The following is a 16445-nucleotide window of genomic DNA, read 5'->3' on the forward strand; positions in this document are numbered from 1 at the left end:
GTCGGGCTGTGGTGGCCGCGCACGTTCGGGGACGCGTCAGGCGGTGGTGGTGACGCGGTAGGTGTTGAGGCTGTCGATGCGCTCGATGGCCTCGGTGATGATGCGGTCGATGAGGTCCTGCACCGTGGGCAGGTCCTCGATGATGCCCGCGGCCTGACCGGAGGCGAGCACGCCCGCGTGGGTATTGCCCTCCACCAGACCGGCTTTCAGCAGCATCGGGGTATTGGCGGCCATGATGACCTGGGACCAGGTGAGGCCCTTCTGCTTGCGCATGCCGATGCCGTCCTTGATCATGGTCGACCACTTCATGCCGGTCATGCTCTTGAACTTGACGGCGTTCGAGACGGCGGCGGTCAGTCCGCGCAGGCCGCTGGAGTGCTCCAGCTTGTCCACCAGCTCGGTGTTCAGCACGCGGTGCGGCATGCCGTCGACCTTCTTGGAGACGACGGTGTCCTGCAGTCCGCGCTTGAGGTACTCCTGCTTGACCGAGTCCGGGACGCTCGAGTCCTGGGTGAGCAGGAAGCGGGTGCCCATGGCGACGCCGGCCGCGCCGTAGGACAGCGCGGCGGCCAGGCCGCGCCCGTCGAAGAAACCGCCACCGGCGACCACCGGGATGTCGACGGCGTCGAGGACGGACGGCAGCAGCAGCGTGGTCGCGACGGAACCGGTGTGGCCACCGCCCTCACCGCCCTGCACGATCACCGCGTCCGCGCCCCAGGAGGCGACCTTGACCGCGTGCTTGGCCGCGCCGATGGACGGCATGACGACCACGCCGTTGTCCTTGAGCTTGGCGATGAGCTCCTTCTTGGGAGCCAGCGCGAAGGAGGCCACCTTCACGCCGTCGCGGATCATCATGTCGATGCGGTCGGGCGCGTCGGACAGGTCGGCGCGGATGTTCACGCCGAAGGGCTTGTCGGTCTTGGCCTTCGTCTTGGCGATGGCCACCTCGAGCTCGTCGAGGGTCATGGTCGCCGAGGCGAGGATGCCGAGGCCGCCCGCATTCGCGGTGGCCGCGACCAGGCCCGGACCGGCGACCCAGCCCATGCCGGTCTGCACGATCGGGTGCTCGATGCCGACCAGTTCGGTCAGCGGCGTCTTGAGCCGTTGCGCGGTCATGCCGTCACTTCCTTCTCGCGGAAGCCCTTGGGGTCCAGCACGGTCCGGATGATGGTGAGCTCTTCCTCGGTGGGCAAACGGGTCTCTTGCAATGTCCCAGCGCCCGCCTCGGCCAGCCCCGCGATCTCGAACGAAGTGTTCTCCGCGACCTCGTCGGCGGTCACACCCGGGTGCAGCGACAGCGCGCGCAAGGTGTGGTCCGGTCCGTTGAAGTCGAACACGCCCAAGTTCGACACCACCCGGTGCAGGTGGTGGAACCGGTAGGCCGGGTTCTCGGAATCGATCTTGTCGTAACCGATTCCGGAGACGATGTCGACCGACTCGGTGAACACCCGCTTGTTGTGCTTGGGCACGAAGTAGCTGGTGGCGTGGTTGATGGTGTTGCCCGGCGCGCCGCGCACACCGAACATCTGCCGGGTCGGCTGCTGCAGCGGACCGAACGCGGACAGGTTCTGGTTGCCGTACTTGTCGATCTGGTTGGCGCCCATGACCACATGGCGCCGACCGGAATTCACCACATCGAAGACCTTCGAGAACGGAATCCAGCCCTCGATGGGCGCCTTGCCGCCGATCGGCGGGACCTCGGCGAAGAACAGCGCCTCACCGTCGGACAGCAGCAGGTCCGGCTCGAAGGTGAGCCGCGCCAGCCGCGCGCCGATGGTGGTGACGGTGGACATGGGCGAGGCCATGATCTCGCCCGCACCCCGGAAGATCTCGGCGGCGGCGACAACGCAGATCTCGGCCCGAGTAATGGGCCCACCCGTCGCCCCGCCGCCATCCCTGTGGGAATCGCTACGCGATGCAGTGTTGTTTTCGGTCATTACTTCTGCTCCTCGGCGAAAGCCTTGACGGCGGCCTGGTATTCGGCCTCGGACACGTCCAGGTAGCGAGCCTTGAACTCGGCCCACGACTCGGGCGTCTTGGCGGCCTCGACGTAGTGGCGCTGGAACTTCTCGTCGCGGCCGTAGCTGCCGGAGAAGGTGAAGTGCGCGCCGCCGGGGGCCTCGACCACCCCGTCGACCATCATGCGGTTGAGGATGAGGGCCTGCGTCGGAACGGCTTTCACCAGTTCCTCGGTCTCGACGAGGCGGTCCACCGACAGGTAGCGCTTCTCGGCGGAGAGCATGTACAGGTCGTCCATGTACGGGTCGACGCCGGTGTAGGCGGCATTGCCGTGCTTGTCACCCAGGTCCAGGTGCACGAAGGCGGCATCCAGGTTCAAAGCGGGCATGGCGACGAGGGTTTCGCGGCGGCCGTCGGCATCGGCGTACGGGGACTGGATGGTCTCGAGCTCACCCTCCCAGAAATCGATGACGGCAGAACCCAATCCGGCGCGGATGGGCAGGAACGGCAGGCGGGCCGCCGCGGCCTGCAGCCCGCACTTAACCATGCCCTCGTCCATCTCGCGCACGGTGATCGCGCCCTCGGTGCGGGCCTTGGCGAACCACGGGTCGTAGAACGGCGCGGAGTCCAGGGACACGAAGCCGTAGTAGGCCTTGCGCACCTTGCCCGCCGAGCACAGCAGGCCCAGATCCGGGCCGCCGTAGGTGACGACCGTCAGATCGGTGACATCCGAACGCAGCAGGGCGCGCACGAAGGCCATCGGCTTGCGCCGGGAACCCCAGCCGCCGATGCCGATGGTCATGCCGCTGCGGAGCTCGCCGACGACCTCGTCGAGGCTCATTCGCTTGTCGCGCATATTATTTCGCCCCTTCTACTTTGCTTTTTTCTGAGCGGCCAGATCGTCGTCGAAGCGCGCCCGGATCTCGTCGGCCACGCCCGCGAGGTTGAGCTCCATGGTGAAGCCCTGCTCGAAGCGGTAGGAGCGATGCACGTCCTGCACGTCGATGCCGTTGAGCGCCTTCTTGGCGGCACGGATGACGCGGCCGTCCTTGTTGGCGATGTTCTTGGCGACCTCCATGGCGGCGGCGTCGAGTTCGGCGCGCGGCACCACCTTGAAGACCGAGCCGTAGTGGTGCAGCTGCTGCGCGGTGAGGGTGCCCGCGGTGTAGAACATGGTCCGCATCAGGTGCTGGGGGACCAGTCGCGCCAGGTGGGTGGCCGCACCGAGCGCGCCGCGGTCGACCTCGGGGAGGCCGAAGGTCGCGTCGTCGGAGGCGACGATGACATCGGAGTTGCCGACCAGGCCGATGCCGCCGCCGAGGCAGAAGCCGTTGACGGCGGTGACGACCGGAACCTCGCAGTCGTAGATCGCGGCGAAGGCGGCGAAGCAGCCGTGGTTGGCCCGGATCAGGGCGGTGTGCCCGGTATCCGCGTTCATCTCCTTGATATCCACGCCCGCGTTGAAGCCGCGGCCCTCGGCGCGCAGCACGACGACCCGGGTCTCCGGGTTGCGGCCGGCCTGGGTGACGGCGTCGGCCAGGGCGAACCAGCCGTCGGAAGGCAGCGCGTTGACCGGCGGGTAGTCGACAGTGACGACTTCGACGCCCTCGGTTTCGGTGTGACGGTTGATCCCCATCGAATGTCCCATCGTTGGCAAAACAAGCAAGTGCTTGGTAGGTTATCACGGTGGGAATCGAAGTAAACCTGTCCGGCTCGGTCGTCTTGGTCACCGGCGGCGTGCGCGGTGTCGGCGCCGGCATCAGCCGGGTCTTCCTGGACGCGGGCGCGACCGTGGTGGCCTGTGCGCGACGGCCCGGCGACACCCCCGTCGAGAGCAATGGCCGCGGCATCGACTTCCTGCCCTGCGATGTGCGCGACCCCGACTCGGTGCGCGGGCTGATCGAGGCCATCGTCGCGAAGTACGGGCGGCTCGACACCGTGGTGAACAATGCCGGTGGCGCGCCCTTCGCCCTGGCCGCCGACGCCAGTGCCAACTTCCACGCCAAGATCGTGCAGCTGAATCTGCTGGCGCCACTACTGGTTTCGCAGGTGGCCAACGAGGTGATGCAGAAGCAGGAGACGGGCGGATCGATCGTGATGATCTCCAGCGTCTCCGGGCATCGGCCCTCGCCGGGCACCGCGGCCTACGGCGCGGCCAAAGCCGGTGTGGACAGCCTGGTTTCGTCGCTCGCGGTGGAGTGGGCTCCGAAGGTCCGGATGAACTCCGTCATCTGCGGCCTGGTCAACACCGAGTCCTCGCACCTGCACTACGGCGACGAGGAGGGCATCGCCTCGGTGAGCCGAACGGTTCCCATGCAGCGCATGGCGACGCCCGAGGACATCGGTCGCACCGCCGCGTTCCTGGCCTCGCCCCTGGCCGCGTATGTCACCGGCAGCGCGCTACTCGTGCACGGCGGCGGCGAGAAGCCCGCCTTCCTCGAAGCATCCACCGCAGACGTCCCCGCCGTCTCGGGTCACTAGACCGATCGAACACGAAGAGGTAATCGATATGACCGACAACAAGATCTGCGACGGCCGCGTCGTCATCGTGACCGGCGCCGGTCGTGGCATCGGCCGTGCCCACGCCCTCGCCTTCGCCGCCGCCGGCGCGAAGGTGGTCGTGAACGACCTCGGCGCCGAACTCGACGGCGCCCCGAGCCCCGACTCCCCGGCCGCGCAGGTCGTCGAGGAGATCAAGGCCCTCGGCGGCGAGGCCATCGTGAACGGCGACGACATCTCCGACTGGGAGGGCGCGCGCCGCCTGATCCAGACCGCCGTCGACACCTTCGGCCGCCTGGACGTACTGGTCAACAATGCCGGCATCGTCCGCGACCGCATGCTGGTCAACCTCGCCGAGGACGAGTGGGACGCGGTCATCAAGGTGCACCTCAAGGGCCACTTCGCGCCCATGCGGCACGCCGCCGAGTACTGGCGCAACGAGGCCAAGGCCGGTCGCACCCCCGAGGCCCGCATCATCAACACCAGCTCCGGCGCCGGCCTGCTCGGCTCGGTCGGCCAGGGCAACTACTCCGCGGCCAAGTCCGGCATCGCGGGCCTGACCCTCACCGCCTCGGCCGAATTCGCGCGCTACGGCATCACCGTCAACGCCATCGCCCCGGCGGCCCGCACCCGCATGACCGAGACGGTCTTCGCCGACATGATGGCCGCCCCCGAGGACGGCTTCGACGCCATGGCCCCCGAAAACGTCTCGCCGCTGGTTGTCTGGCTGGGCAGCGCCGACTCCGCCGGTGTCACGGGCCGCATGTTCGAGGTCGAGGGCGGCAAGGTGACCGTCGCCGACGGCTGGCGCCACGGCGTCTCCATCGACCGCGGCGCCCGCTGGGAGCCGGCCGAGCTGGGCCCGGTCGTGCGCGACCTGCTGTCCAAGGCCACCACCCCGGAGCCGGTCTACGGCGCGTAACCTCCCCCGCCTCTTCGGGCCATCAGCGGGCGGCAGAGAGCCCCGATCGTCGGCATTCCGCGCCGGCGGTCGGATGCCCTCGACAGTTCCGGACGTACCAGCTGCGTTACCCCGATCTCGCGAAACCGGTCGTTCCGTACCCGATTACTGATCTGCTCCGGCACAACGCCGCGCCGTGCCCGCTACTTCTTGCGGATGCCGGAAACCAGGGCGAACAGGGTGTCCAGGACCGGGGTTGGGGTCAGGGTAGTGGCGATGACCTGGATCTTTCCGGCTAGGCCCGGGATGTAGCGGGCTCTGGGGTGCTTTGCGGTGAGGGCCTTTTCGACCTCCTTGACGACCGAGTCGACCGGGGCCGCGATCTTCGGGACCTGCTGGGACATCTTGCGCAGGCCCGCGAGGTGGGTGCTGTAGAGCTCGCGCTGGGCGTCGGTGAGGTGGGCGGTGGTGGTGTCGACCATGTCGGTCGCTCCGAACCAGAGGTCGGTGGCGATCGGCCCCGGCTCGATGAGGGACGTGTGGATTCCCCAGGGGCGCAGCTCCACCCGGAGGGCGTCGACCAGGCCCTCGAGGGCGAACTTCGAGGAGTTGTAGGCGCCGGTCCCGGGGATGGAGATACGGCCGGACAGCGAGGAGATGAAGACCACGCGGCCGCGAGTGGCGCGCAGCCGCGGGAGGACGGCCTGGGTGACCGCGACCGCACCGAAGACATTGACCTCGAACTGGTTTCGGAGGGTGTTCAGATCGAGGAGCTCGACCGGACCGTCGACGACGATGCCGGCATTGTTGACCACGGCCGTCAGGTCGGCGGGCAGCACCTCGTCGAGGGCGGCGATGTGGTCCGGATTCGTGACATCGAGGACGACCGGAGTGATACGGGAGTCCGCCGCGACCAGCGCCTCACCGTCGGAGAGCTTGCGGACGCCGGCGTAGACCTGCCAGTTCTGCTGCGCCAGACGCAGGCAGACGGCCTTGCCGATGCCTCGTGCCGCGCCGGTAACCAACACAGAGTTCATGGAGGTCAGCCTAATTCGGGCTGGCCGAAGGCGGCGTGCGGGAATTGCGGATGCCGTCCGGGGACGGGGGTGTCACCATGTGGCGATGGGGAACGTCCTGGTTGTCGGAGACCTGCACGGGAACACCGCGCATGCGCTGGCATTGGTGCGGGTCGCGGCGCGTAACGACTGCGCGCGGATGTTCGCGGTGGGGGACTTCGGGGCGTGGGAGCACATGCACTCGGGGCGGCGGTATTTCGACGTGGTGAACAAGGCGGCCAAGCGCGCCGGGGTCACCGTGTACTTCCTGGACGGGAACCACGACAAGAGCTCGCTGCTGCACGAGCTCTACGACGAGCATCCCGACGACGAGGGATTCCTGGTGTGCCGCAAGCACCTCCGGTATGCCCCGCGCGGGCACCGCTGGACCTGGGAGGGCACCAGCTTCGCCGCCTTCGGCGGCGCGCGCTCCACCGACAAGGGCTGGCGGCTGGCCCGGGAGGCCCGCAAGGCCGAGCAGGTCGCCAAGCGACGAAGCTACGGCTCCTCCAAACGGCCGGAGACCGCGGGCATGCTGTGGTTTCCGGAGGAGGAGATGACCGACGCCGAACTGACCGACCAGCTCGAGGCCGACAGCTCACCGGTGGACGTGCTGCTCACCCACGACAAACCGCGCGCCTCGCAGCCGAAGTGGAATCGCAAGGACAAGGACGAGTGCTATCCCAACCAGGACCGCATCCAGCGGGTGGTGCGGGCCCTGCGGCCCAGCGTGCTGTTCCACGGCCACCTGCACGTCCGCTACACCGACACCATCGCCTCCGGTGACGGGCAGTGGACCCGGATCGAGGGGCTGGCCTGCGACCCGGAAGCCTCGCAGTATCTGGAGTACTCGTCCGAACACTCCTGGTACGTGCTGCAGCTGCCCTACGCCGGGGAGCAGGCCGACGGGCCGGCCGAGGCCGAACCCCGTTCGCTACCCGCCTGATTCGTCATAGGAGGAGGTGCCTTCGTCCAGGAGCGGCTCTTCCACTTTGAAGTGCGCGGGCGCGAAGACACGCAGCACGTGGTAGCCGGTGATGACGACCAGGGTGCCCAGGGCGATGCCGCTCAGGGTGAAGTTGCTGGTGAACTTCATGCTCACATTGCCGATACCGATGATCAGCCCCGCGGCCGCGGGCACCAGGTTCAGCGGATTGCGGAGATCGACCCTGGCATTGGTCCAGATCTGCGCGCCCAGCAGGCCGATCATGCCGTACAGGATGACGGTGATCCCGCCCAGCACCCCGCCCGGAATGGCCGCGACGATGGCCCCGAACTTGGGGCACAGGCCGAACAGCAGCGCGAAGAACGCGGCGGCCCAGTAGGCGGCCGTGGAGTACACCCGGGTGGCGGCCATGACACCGATGTTCTCCGAGTAGGTGGTGTTGGGCGGGCCGCCGACCGCGGTGGACAGCATGGAGGCCGCGCCGTCTGCGGCGATGGCGGTGCCGAGCTTGTCGTCCAGATCGGCGCCGGTCATCTCGCCGACCGCCTTCACGTGCCCGGCGTTCTCTGCGACCAGCGCGATCACCACCGGCAGCGCCACCAGCACCGCCGACCACTGGAAGGACGGGGCATGGAAGCTGGGCAGGCCGAGCCAATCCGCCTTGGCCACACCGGACAGATCCAGCCGCCAGTGAGCGGTGACCTTGCCGCTGCCGTCCGCCGAATGGATCTGCCCGAACACCCGGTCCAGCACCCACGAGAGCCCGTACCCGAACACCAGGCCCAGGAAGATCGCGATACGCGCGAAGAATCCGCGCAGGCCCACCACGGCGAGACCGGTGAACAGCATGACCAGCAGCGCGGTCCACTGATCCTGCGGCCAGTAGGTCGCGGCGGTGACCGGGGCCAGGTTGAAACCGATGAGCATGACCACCGCGCCGGTCACCACCGGCGGCATGGCGGCGTGAATGATGCGCGCGCCGAACCGCTGTACGGCCAGGCCGATCAGGAACAGCGCGGCGCCCACCACCAGGCAGGCGCCGGTAACCGTCGCGCTAGTGCCGCCCTGCGCCCGGATCACCGCGGCCACACCCACGAACGACAGTGAGCAGCCCAGATAGCTGGGCACCCGGCCGCGGGTGGCGAGCAGGAACAACACGGTCGCGACGCCCGACATCATGATGGCGAGATTGGGATCGAGCCCCATCAGCACGGGCGCAACGAAACTCGCGCCGAACATGGCCACCACGTGTTGCGCGCCCAGCCCGAAGGTGCGCGGCCACGACAGCCGCTCGTCCGGCCGCACCACCGCCCCCGGCGCGGGGGTGCGCCCGTCGCCGTGCACCTTCCAGCGGACACCCAGATCCATGAACCGCCCGCTTTCTCCCGAAGGCCCGAAACACGTCCGCGGCCATCCTAATCAGAGCAAACGCCCAGCTCCCGCCGCGCTCCCCACCCTGCCCGCCGAGCCCGGCCGATGCGATGCGAGTACACCGGGCCGGACCGGCGGGCCGTCTTCACACCCCTGGGCAATGTCCCGCAACCCCGCCCGCCGTGCGGGCAGCCGCCCGGCTCAGGGCAGACCGTAGCGGTGCCGGACGGCGGCGGGCAGGGCGTACGGGTTCGGGGCATCCCCTCGCGGCGGTGCCAAGTCATCGTGTGGCGCAGTAGTTTTCGACGACTCCGGGACCGGTCGCATCAAGAGACGCCAGGCGGTCGCCACCGCGGGATCGGCGGTGAGTTCACCTCGCAGGCGATCGGCGCATTCGACTGCGCGTGCGAGCGCCTGCTCGTGCGCGCGCGAAATCGCCTGTGCCATCCGCGAATCCGGTAGTTCCAGGGCGGCGATCCGGCCGTCCGTGGCGACCACGATCCGCACCCCGTCCACGTCGGCGCGAACCCGCACGCCGTCGATGGCGTCCTGTACCCGCCGGGCCTTGCGGGCTATCTCCTCGAACCGGCCCTCCACCGATCTCGACATGCAACGCAGTGTAGGAATCCCGGCCGAAATGCCGTGGCATCCCGGCAACTTCGCGCGCCCCGCGGAGGTCAGGGCTGGACGCGGATCTGCTGCATCATGTCGTGGTCGGCATGGTCGAGGTTGTGGCAGTGCCACACATAGCCGTGGATCGCCGGGGTGTCCGCCATACCGCCCGCCATACCGGTACCGGTGGGCGCCATGGCCTCCGCGCCGGGCGGCACGGGGACCACCGCATCGGGATCGAAGCCGAGCTCCGAGACCGACGGCCACTTCACCAGGATTCGGGTGATGGTGTCGGTCGGGCACTCGATGGTGTCCTTCCACCCGGCTTCCCAGGGCGGCGGCCCCTGCTGGGGCCCGATGGCGAACCCGTCGGCCGAGGGCGCCCAGCGGGTGCCGAACGCCGGCGGGTAGTTGGCGAAGAAGTAGGCCGAGGTGAGCATGGGCTGGCGGCCGATCACCCGCATCCGGGCCAGGTGCAGGTGGATGGGGTGGTCGAACGGGGTGGTGTTGACGATGTCCCACTGTTCCACGGTCCCGGTCCGCGCGATGTCGATGTCCGAGCTCAGGAAGGGCAGGTTGTTCAGCGACATCATGGTCGGGAAGACCGCCGCGGCCCGGGAATCGTCATTGAGGCCGAGTAGCGTCACCGTGCGCACCGAGCCCGGCCGGTAGGTGGGTTCCAGCGGGTCCGGTAGGCCGGGGCCGCCCCGCAGCAGTCGCGGGATGTCGTGGGCCGGTCCGTCGCCGGCGCCCGTGAACCGCATGATTGGCCGCAGCTCGGGAGCCATGAACACGGCATTGCCGAAATCGTTTTCGGCGGAATTGATCAGGTCGACGGTCTCGCCGTCCTTCAGGCCGCTGAAATCGACGAGCAGGTCCACCCGTTCACCGGGGCTCACCCGGATCGACGGTGTCGGCACCGGCCGGTCCAGCAGGCCCAGATCCCCGCCGATCGCGAAGAACAGCATGCCGTTGGAGAACCCGAAGATGTAGGGCCGCGAGTTGGAGCCGTTGAGCAGCCGGAACCGGTAGACGGTGCGCCGCACCTCGAGCCGCGGCCACACCACCCCGTTCACGCAGCACACGTCCCCCATCTGCCCGGATTGGTTGTAGCCCTGTGGAATGTAGGTGGCCACCATGGGTTGCAGACTGCCGTCGGCATTGAAGGTCCGGTCCTGCACGATGAGCGGGATCTCGAACTCGCCGCTGGGCAGGCCGATCGGGTTGTCGTCGCGGCCGGTATCGAATTCGTCGCGCAGGTAATACATTCCGGCCAGCCCGGCCTGGATGTTCAACCTGGTGATCCCCATGGCGTGGTCGTGATACCAGAGGGTCGCGGCCTCCTGCCGGTTGCCGTACTCGAAGCTGGGCCCACCGCCATTGCGCCACCCGATGAGCGGGTGTCCGTCGGAGTCGGGGGAATTAGCGCCGCCGTGCAGGTGCACGGTGAAGCGGGGATCGGTGCGATCCAGCTCGGTGACGCCGTGCATGGTCAGGTCCACATGTTCGGCCAGCACATGGGTGCCCAGCTCGTTACGAAAACCGATGCGCGCCACCTGATCCCGATGTGCCTCCAGGTTCGGCCCGAGCACCGGCTGCCCGAAGCCCCAGCTGCGGGTCTCCGGCAGTTCCCGGTGATAGCGGTGGGTTCCCGAGGTGGCTGCCAATTCCCCTGCAGCCCGCCGGGTTTCGGGGATGGGCAGATCGTCGACGAATGGCTGCAGCGCGGGCGAATGGTAGTTGAACGGTGTGAACGTCGGCGGGGGCAGCGGTGGCAGCGGCACGGGCGGCGGGGGCAGGGGGACCGGATCGGCGGCCGCAGAAGCCGTGTAGCCCATGCCCGCTAAGCCGAAGGCCCCCAGGAGGAAACCTCTTCTCGGCAGGTACTCGTCCATCACAGTCCCCACCCCGGATAACTTCGCCGTCAACCGGCCCGTCGTCCGACGATAGCGGACGTTGCCGGGCCCCAGACGCGAAAGCGGCGCGGCTCCGACTCTCCGCGCCGCGAAACTCGGTGTGCCGCTTCCGAAACGCCGTACCGGGACTAGCCCAGGCGCTCGATGATGGTGACGTTGGCGGTGCCGCCGCCCTCACAGATGGTGAGCAGACCGTAGCGACCGTTCACCCGCTCCAGCTCGTTGAGCAGGGAGGCGAACAGCTTGGCACCGGTCGCGCCCAGCGGGTGGCCCAGCGCGATGGCGCCGCCGTTGACATTGACCCTGTCGGGGTTGGCGCCGGTCTCCTTGATCCAGGCCAGCACCACCGAGGCGAAGGCCTCGTTGATCTCGATGACGTCCATGTCGTCGATGGTCAGACCGGTCTTCTCCAGGGCCCACTTGGTGGCCGGGATGGGCGCGGTCAGCATGTAGATCGGGTCCGCGCCGCGCGCGCTCACGTGGTGGATGCGCGCCCGCGGGGTGAGCCCGTACTCCTGGACCGCCCAGTCCGAGGCCAGCAGGGTGGCGCTGGAGCCGTCGGAGATCTGGCTGGCCAGGGCCGCGGTGATGCGGCTGCCCTCGGCGAGCGGCTGCAGCCCGGCCATCTTCTCCAGGGTGGTCTCGCGCGGGCACTCGTCGATCCAGAAGTCGCCGACCGGCACGATCTCGCGGTCGAACTTGCCGTCCACGATGGCCTTGCGGGCGCGCTCGTTGCTGCGCAGCGCCCACTCCTCCATGTCGCGGCGGGAGACGTCCCACTTCTCGGCGATCATGGTGGCCGAATTGAACTGCGACACTTCACCGGTGCCGTAGCGGTGGTCCCAGCCCTGCGCGCCGACGAACGGCGAGTCGAAGCCGTAGGCCTGCCCGGCCAGCATGGCCGCGGAGATCGGGATGGCGCTCATGTTCTGCACGCCGCCGGCCACGATCACCTCGGCGGTGCCGGACATGATGGCCTGGGCGCCGAAGGTGATGGCCTGCTGCGAGGACCCGCACTGCCGGTCCACGGTCACGCCCGGCACCGACTCGGGATAGCCCGCGGCCAGCCACGAGGTGCGCGCGATGTTTCCGGCCTGCGGGCCGATGGTGTCGCAGCAGCCGAACACCACGTCGTCCACCGCGGCCGGGGCCAGGTTGGTGCGCTCGATGAGCCCCTTGATGGCGGCGGCGCCCAGATCGGCCGGGTGCACGGCGGCCAGCGAGCCGCCCCGCTTGCCGACCGGGGTGCGCACGGCGTCGATCACATACGCCTCACGCATCGGCGAATACTGGCGGCGGGACGGTGCTGACATGGGGAACTCCTACTGGCTGCTGCTGCGGTGAAGTTGTCGCTGAGCGTTGGTTATGTGCGTTCTTCGGGGCTGGTGAGCCCGTCGAGCACGATGGTCAGGTACTGCTTGGCGAGGTTGTCGACGGTGATCCGGCCGCCGGGCTGGTACCAGCGCACCGATACCCAGACGGTGTCGCGCAGGAACCGGTAGGCCAGTTCGATGTCCATCTCGGGCCGGAAGCTGCCGTCGGCGACGCCGTTGGCCAGCACCTGGTGCCAGAGCTCACGGAACTCGCTGTTGTATTCCGCGATGTAGTCGAATCGCGGTGTGCCGCTGAGTCGTTTGGCCTCGGCCTGGTAGATGGCGACGGCCGCGTGGAACCGATCGAAGGATTCGTAGGAAGCGGTGACCAGTGCTTCCAGCGTGTCGCGGGCGGGGACGCCGGCCGCCACGATTTCGCGGTAGCGACCGAAGAGGTCGTCGAGGAACCCGCGCAGGATTTCGTCCACCATGGCTTCTTTGGAATCGAAGTGGTGGTAGAGACTCCCGGATAGAATCCCCGCCGCGTCCGCAATGTCACGAACCGTGGTGGCGCGCAGGCCCCGTTCCGCGAACAGGTTCGCGGCCAGGCCGAGCAGCTCGGTGCGACGTGCTGATTTGGAGGGGTCAGGTTGGGTCACCCCGTCAATATACAACCAAGCATTTGCTTGGTCCACCACGGTGTCCAGTTGCGGCGCCTTCGGCGTCGCGAGCCGCGGCCCTGTTACCTCGGTCTTCCCTCCTCCGCTCCGCTCCCCCGCTCCAAGGCGGAGGTCTATCAAGCCGCAGTCCAGACCGACGCGGGCCACGGCCTGTGGGGATTGCGACACCCAGGGGAGGATCAGCGCATCGAATACCGCAGCGGCGACGAGACCGATAGGTCGGCCAGCAGGCGATCACAGATGACCACGGGTGAGACCCCCGCCCGCGCCATCCGCGCCACCAGCGCCAATCGCCGTTCCGGACTGTCCCATTCGACGGTCAGCGGCTCCCGGCCCGGCCCGGCGTCCACGGTGGCCATGACCCGCGGGGGTATGCCATCGCGACCGGGTTCCTCGATGAGCTTGAGGACCATCCCCCGCTGCCAGGCCCGATAGGTCTCCATATCGGCGCCCACCACCAATTTGTCTGTGGCAGCACATAATCCCTGCGCGATACCGTCGGCGAAGGCGACATGGTCGTAGCGCAGGCGGCGGCAGTTGCGCACCACCTCCAGCAGATCGGCCCGGACCTCGCAGAGCAGGGCCGTTCTCTTGCGGCGACGCCGATCGGCCTCGGTGTCCGAATACCCGATCCGGGACAGGCCGATCCGGCGGGCACGCTCGCGATCGCGCACCATGTCGCGCCGCAATGCGCCACGCGGGTCGCGTGTCACGTCGGTTTCGTCCACAGCGTGTTGTTCCAGGATCTGCGCCGCCCGCATGGCGGTGGCGCACTCGGAGTCGTGATCCAGTAATTCCGCACCCAAAGTCAGTGCGGCCAGAACGACATTGTCGAGTCTTCGGCGCGCCAGAACGACCTCACGCACCAGCTCGAGTTCCAATTCCTCGTGGGCCTGTTCTGGGGCTGCTTGTTGTCGGCGATCCGGACCCATGGGTCGTGCCCTTCGACTAGCGGTACCGGCCTAAACCAGGATTGCACAACCGCACCCTCGACGCGCCAGCCATTTTCTCGGCCCCTATGAAACGGCACTGCCGCGGCCCCCTGGGGGACGCGGCAGTGAGAAAAGCTGCGACCGCACGGCACAGCATTTCGCGTCGGCCGAACGCACGAATTCGGCCGCGCAGGCGGTTATTACGAATTACGCGCGCTGGCTGGAAATGGAGACCACCTCACCGGTCAGATAGGTGGTGTAGTCGCTGGCGAGCATGGCGATGGTGGCGGCCACCTCCCACGGCTCGGCGGCACGGCCGAAGGCCTCGCCCGCGGCCAGCCGGTCGAGCAGGTCGGCCGAGGTGACCTTGTCCAGGAAGGCGTGGCGGGCGATGGAGGGGGCCACCGCATTGATGCGCACGCCGAACTCGGCGGCCTCGACCGCGCTGCAGCGGGTCAGCGCCATGACGCCGGCTTTGGCGGCGGCGTAGTGGGCCTGGCCGTGCTGGGCGCGCCAGCCCAGGACCGAGGCATTGTTGACGATGACGCCGCCGTGGCCGGCCTCGCGGAAGTACTTGAGCACCGCCCGAGTTGCACGGAAAGTCCCGTTCAGCGTGATGTCGAGGACCTTGTCCCACTGCTCGTCGGTCATGTCCACGACCGGCACCTCGCCACCGAGGCCCGCGTTGTTGACCATGATGTCGATCCGGCCCAGCGCCGCGACGGCACCGGCGACCAGCGCGTCCACCTGCTCGGTCGAGCTGACGTCGCAGGGCACGGAAGCGATTCGGCGGTCCGGGAATTCGGCCTGCAGCGCCTGCTCGGTCTCCTTCAGGCGGCGCTCGTGCCAGTCGGAGATCACCACGTCCGCGCCCTCGGAGAGCAGGCGGCGCGCGGTGGCCGAACCGATGCCGGTGCCCGCGGCGGCGGTCACCACCGCGATCTTGCCCGCGAGCAGGTTGTGGCCGGGGGTGATTTCGGGGGCGGTGGACAGGTCGACGGTATTCAATTGACGTTCGCTTCGCTCACTCACGGTCGAGCCTCTCGGGGAAGTCCGAGCACGCGCTCGGAGATGATATTGCGCTGCACTTCGTTCGAACCGCCGTAGATGGTGTCCGCACGGGTGAAGAGGAACATGCGCTGCCAGGCGTTGAGGTCATCACCCGGGCCGTCGGCGATCAGGCCGGGCGCGCCGAGCACGTCCATGGCCAATTCACCCAGGCCGCGATGCCAATTGGCCCACAGCAGCTTGGTCACCGACGCCTGCCCGGCGGCGGTGCGGGCATCCACGGAGGCTCCGTCGTGTCCGGACTCCAGGGTGCGCAGCACGTGCGCGCGCAACACCCGCAGGCCGACCCACGCCTTGTCGAAACGGTCCGCGAGGACCGGGTTCTCGATCGCCCCGTTCTCCCGGGCCACGGCCTCGAGGTCGGCGAGTTCGCGCGCGTAGCGGATCTGCTGGCCGACGGTGGAGATGCCGCGCTCGAAGGTGAGCGTGCCCATGGCGACCTTCCAGCCGTCGCCGGGCTGCCCGACCACCAGATCGGCGGCGGTGCGGGCATTGTCGAAGAAGACCTCGTTGAATTCCGCGGTCCCGGTGAGCTGGATGATGGGCCGCACCTCGACGCCCGGCTGCTTCATGGGAACGAGCAGGTAGGACAGGCCGTGGTGGCGGGTCGAGCCCTTCTCGGTGCGGGCGACCACGAAGCACCAGTCGGACAGATGCGCCAGCGAAGTCCAGATCTTCTGGCCGTTGATCACCCATTCGTCGCCCTCGAGCTGGGCGGAGGTGGTGACGGCAGCCAGGTCCGAACCCGCGCCCGGCTCCGAATAGCCCTGGCACCACAGCTCGGTGACATTGCGAATGCCCGGCAGGAAGCGCTTCTTCTGCTCCTCGGTGCCGAAGGCGATGACCGTGGGTCCGAGCAGTTCCTCGCCGAGGTGCGAAACCCGGCTCGGGGCATCGGCTTTGGCGTATTCCTCGTGGAAGATGACCTGCTGGCGCAGGGTGGCGTCGCGGCCACCCCACTCCTTGGGCCAGCCCAGGCAGGTCAGGCCGGCGGCGGCGAGGGCGCGATCCCATTCGAGCCGCTCCTCGAAGGCCTCGTGCTCGCGCCCGGGACCACCCAGACCGCGCAGCTCGCGGAACTGGCCGTTCAGGTTCTCGGCCAGCCATTCGCGCACCTCAGCACGGAATTGGGCGTCCTCGGGGGGCTCAGTCCCGCTGGCCGGTTCGGGGGTCTGGATCATGCTCACGTCGGT

General features: G+C 68.4%; 16 protein-coding genes. 3 read left to right on the top strand and 13 right to left on the bottom strand.

All coding sequences use genetic code 11. The annotated features are described in order from the left end of the window. Positions 1 to 36: 36 nt before the first annotated feature. From ACIRRA_RS02130 to ACIRRA_RS02145, 4 genes are read right to left on the bottom strand one after another with little or no spacing between them, the layout of a single operon-like run. Positions 37 to 1116, bottom strand: coding sequence for an NAD(P)H-dependent flavin oxidoreductase (locus ACIRRA_RS02130; RefSeq protein WP_402761847.1), 1080 nt, complete (start codon positions 1114 to 1116; stop codon positions 37 to 39). Then, positions 1113 to 1937: a CoA-transferase subunit beta gene (locus ACIRRA_RS02135; RefSeq protein ID WP_402761849.1), complete on the bottom strand. Its 825-nt coding sequence runs from the start codon at positions 1935 to 1937 to the stop codon at positions 1113 to 1115. Before ACIRRA_RS02135 ends, ACIRRA_RS02130 begins: the two co-directional genes overlap by 4 nt. Next, entirely contained in the window at positions 1937 to 2815 is an 879-nt protein-coding gene (locus ACIRRA_RS02140) for a CoA transferase subunit A (protein WP_402761852.1), read from the bottom strand. The genes ACIRRA_RS02135 and ACIRRA_RS02140 overlap by 1 nt, the downstream gene beginning before the upstream one ends. Positions 2816 to 2830: 15 nt before the next feature. Then, entirely contained in the window at positions 2831 to 3595 is a 765-nt protein-coding gene (locus tag ACIRRA_RS02145) for an enoyl-CoA hydratase family protein (protein WP_354831217.1), read from the bottom strand. 50 nt (positions 3596 to 3645) lie between these two features. Between ACIRRA_RS02145 and ACIRRA_RS02150 the strand changes: the two genes are divergently transcribed. After that, complete coding sequence (locus tag ACIRRA_RS02150) at positions 3646 to 4440, top strand: SDR family oxidoreductase (protein WP_379383149.1); 795 nt, start codon at positions 3646 to 3648, stop codon at positions 4438 to 4440. A 28-nt stretch (positions 4441 to 4468) separates the two neighbouring features. Next, complete coding sequence (locus tag ACIRRA_RS02155) at positions 4469 to 5380, top strand: SDR family oxidoreductase (RefSeq protein ID WP_379383150.1); 912 nt, start codon at positions 4469 to 4471, stop codon at positions 5378 to 5380. A gap of 182 nt (positions 5381 to 5562) precedes the next feature. On the opposite strand, the gene ACIRRA_RS02160 is transcribed toward ACIRRA_RS02155, so the two are convergent. After that, positions 5563 to 6396 carry an SDR family oxidoreductase gene (locus ACIRRA_RS02160; RefSeq protein WP_402761856.1) on the bottom strand — a complete coding sequence of 278 codons (834 nt, stop codon included), beginning with the start codon at positions 6394 to 6396 and terminating at the stop codon, positions 5563 to 5565. Positions 6397 to 6481: 85 nt separating this feature from the next. Between ACIRRA_RS02160 and ACIRRA_RS02165 the strand changes: the two genes are divergently transcribed. Beyond that, positions 6482 to 7360, top strand: coding sequence for a metallophosphoesterase (locus tag ACIRRA_RS02165; RefSeq protein WP_402761859.1), 879 nt, complete (start codon positions 6482 to 6484; stop codon positions 7358 to 7360). On the opposite strand, the gene ACIRRA_RS02170 is transcribed toward ACIRRA_RS02165, so the two are convergent. The 8 genes from ACIRRA_RS02170 to ACIRRA_RS02205 form a co-directional block, all read right to left on the bottom strand. After that, a complete protein-coding gene (locus ACIRRA_RS02170) occupies positions 7349 to 8728 on the bottom strand; it encodes a uracil-xanthine permease family protein (RefSeq protein WP_402761861.1) in 1380 nt (459 codons plus the stop codon). The genes ACIRRA_RS02165 and ACIRRA_RS02170 overlap by 12 nt on opposite strands. A gap of 204 nt (positions 8729 to 8932) precedes the next feature. Continuing rightward, positions 8933 to 9340, bottom strand: a complete 408-nt coding sequence (locus ACIRRA_RS02175) for a hypothetical protein (protein ID WP_402761863.1) — start codon at positions 9338 to 9340, stop codon at positions 8933 to 8935. A 68-nt stretch (positions 9341 to 9408) separates the two neighbouring features. Next, complete coding sequence (locus ACIRRA_RS02180; protein WP_402761865.1) at positions 9409 to 11181, bottom strand: multicopper oxidase family protein; 1773 nt, start codon at positions 11179 to 11181, stop codon at positions 9409 to 9411. A gap of 206 nt (positions 11182 to 11387) precedes the next feature. Beyond that, positions 11388 to 12539, bottom strand: coding sequence for an acetyl-CoA C-acetyltransferase (locus ACIRRA_RS02185; protein ID WP_402762255.1), 1152 nt, complete (start codon positions 12537 to 12539; stop codon positions 11388 to 11390). A gap of 83 nt (positions 12540 to 12622) precedes the next feature. Further along, the gene (locus ACIRRA_RS02190) at positions 12623 to 13231 is read right to left on the bottom strand and encodes a TetR/AcrR family transcriptional regulator (protein ID WP_402761868.1); all 609 of its coding nucleotides are present in this window, start codon (positions 13229 to 13231) and stop codon (positions 12623 to 12625) included. 200 nt (positions 13232 to 13431) lie between these two features. Continuing rightward, positions 13432 to 14184, bottom strand: a complete 753-nt coding sequence (locus tag ACIRRA_RS02195; protein ID WP_402761870.1) for a hypothetical protein — start codon at positions 14182 to 14184, stop codon at positions 13432 to 13434. A gap of 207 nt (positions 14185 to 14391) precedes the next feature. Next, on the bottom strand, positions 14392 to 15216 hold the full coding sequence (locus tag ACIRRA_RS02200) for an SDR family oxidoreductase (RefSeq protein ID WP_379398149.1): 825 nt from the start codon (positions 15214 to 15216) through the stop codon (positions 14392 to 14394). Next, positions 15213 to 16433 (bottom strand): acyl-CoA dehydrogenase family protein, encoded by a 1221-nt coding sequence (locus ACIRRA_RS02205; RefSeq protein WP_402762257.1) that lies wholly within the window; start codon positions 16431 to 16433, stop codon positions 15213 to 15215. The genes ACIRRA_RS02200 and ACIRRA_RS02205 overlap by 4 nt, the downstream gene beginning before the upstream one ends. Positions 16434 to 16445: the final 12 nt, after the last annotated feature.

Origin of the sequence: Nocardia sp. NPDC101769, assembly GCF_044766925.1 — a bacterium.
GTDB lineage: Bacteria > Actinomycetota > Actinomycetes > Mycobacteriales > Mycobacteriaceae > Nocardia.

Coding starts and splice junctions, on each gene's coding strand:
- ACIRRA_RS02130 (WP_402761847.1), bottom strand. CDS start 1,116: ATGACCGCGCAACGGCTCAAGACGCCGCTGACCGAACTGGTCGGCATC.
- ACIRRA_RS02135 (WP_402761849.1), bottom strand. CDS start 1,937: ATGACCGAAAACAACACTGCATCGCGTAGCGATTCCCACAGGGATGGC.
- ACIRRA_RS02140 (WP_402761852.1), bottom strand. CDS start 2,815: ATGCGCGACAAGCGAATGAGCCTCGACGAGGTCGTCGGCGAGCTCCGC.
- ACIRRA_RS02145 (WP_354831217.1), bottom strand. CDS start 3,595: ATGGGGATCAACCGTCACACCGAAACCGAGGGCGTCGAAGTCGTCACT.
- ACIRRA_RS02155 (WP_379383150.1), top strand. CDS start 4,469: ATGACCGACAACAAGATCTGCGACGGCCGCGTCGTCATCGTGACCGGC.
- ACIRRA_RS02160 (WP_402761856.1), bottom strand. CDS start 6,396: ATGAACTCTGTGTTGGTTACCGGCGCGGCACGAGGCATCGGCAAGGCC.
- ACIRRA_RS02165 (WP_402761859.1), top strand. CDS start 6,482: ATGGGGAACGTCCTGGTTGTCGGAGACCTGCACGGGAACACCGCGCAT.
- ACIRRA_RS02170 (WP_402761861.1), bottom strand. CDS start 8,728: ATGGATCTGGGTGTCCGCTGGAAGGTGCACGGCGACGGGCGCACCCCC.
- ACIRRA_RS02175 (WP_402761863.1), bottom strand. CDS start 9,340: ATGTCGAGATCGGTGGAGGGCCGGTTCGAGGAGATAGCCCGCAAGGCC.
- ACIRRA_RS02180 (WP_402761865.1), bottom strand. CDS start 11,181: ATGGGCTACACGGCTTCTGCGGCCGCCGATCCGGTCCCCCTGCCCCCG.
- ACIRRA_RS02185 (WP_402762255.1), bottom strand. CDS start 12,539: ATGCGTGAGGCGTATGTGATCGACGCCGTGCGCACCCCGGTCGGCAAG.
- ACIRRA_RS02195 (WP_402761870.1), bottom strand. CDS start 14,184: ATGGGTCCGGATCGCCGACAACAAGCAGCCCCAGAACAGGCCCACGAG.
- ACIRRA_RS02205 (WP_402762257.1), bottom strand. CDS start 16,433: ATGATCCAGACCCCCGAACCGGCCAGCGGGACTGAGCCCCCCGAGGAC.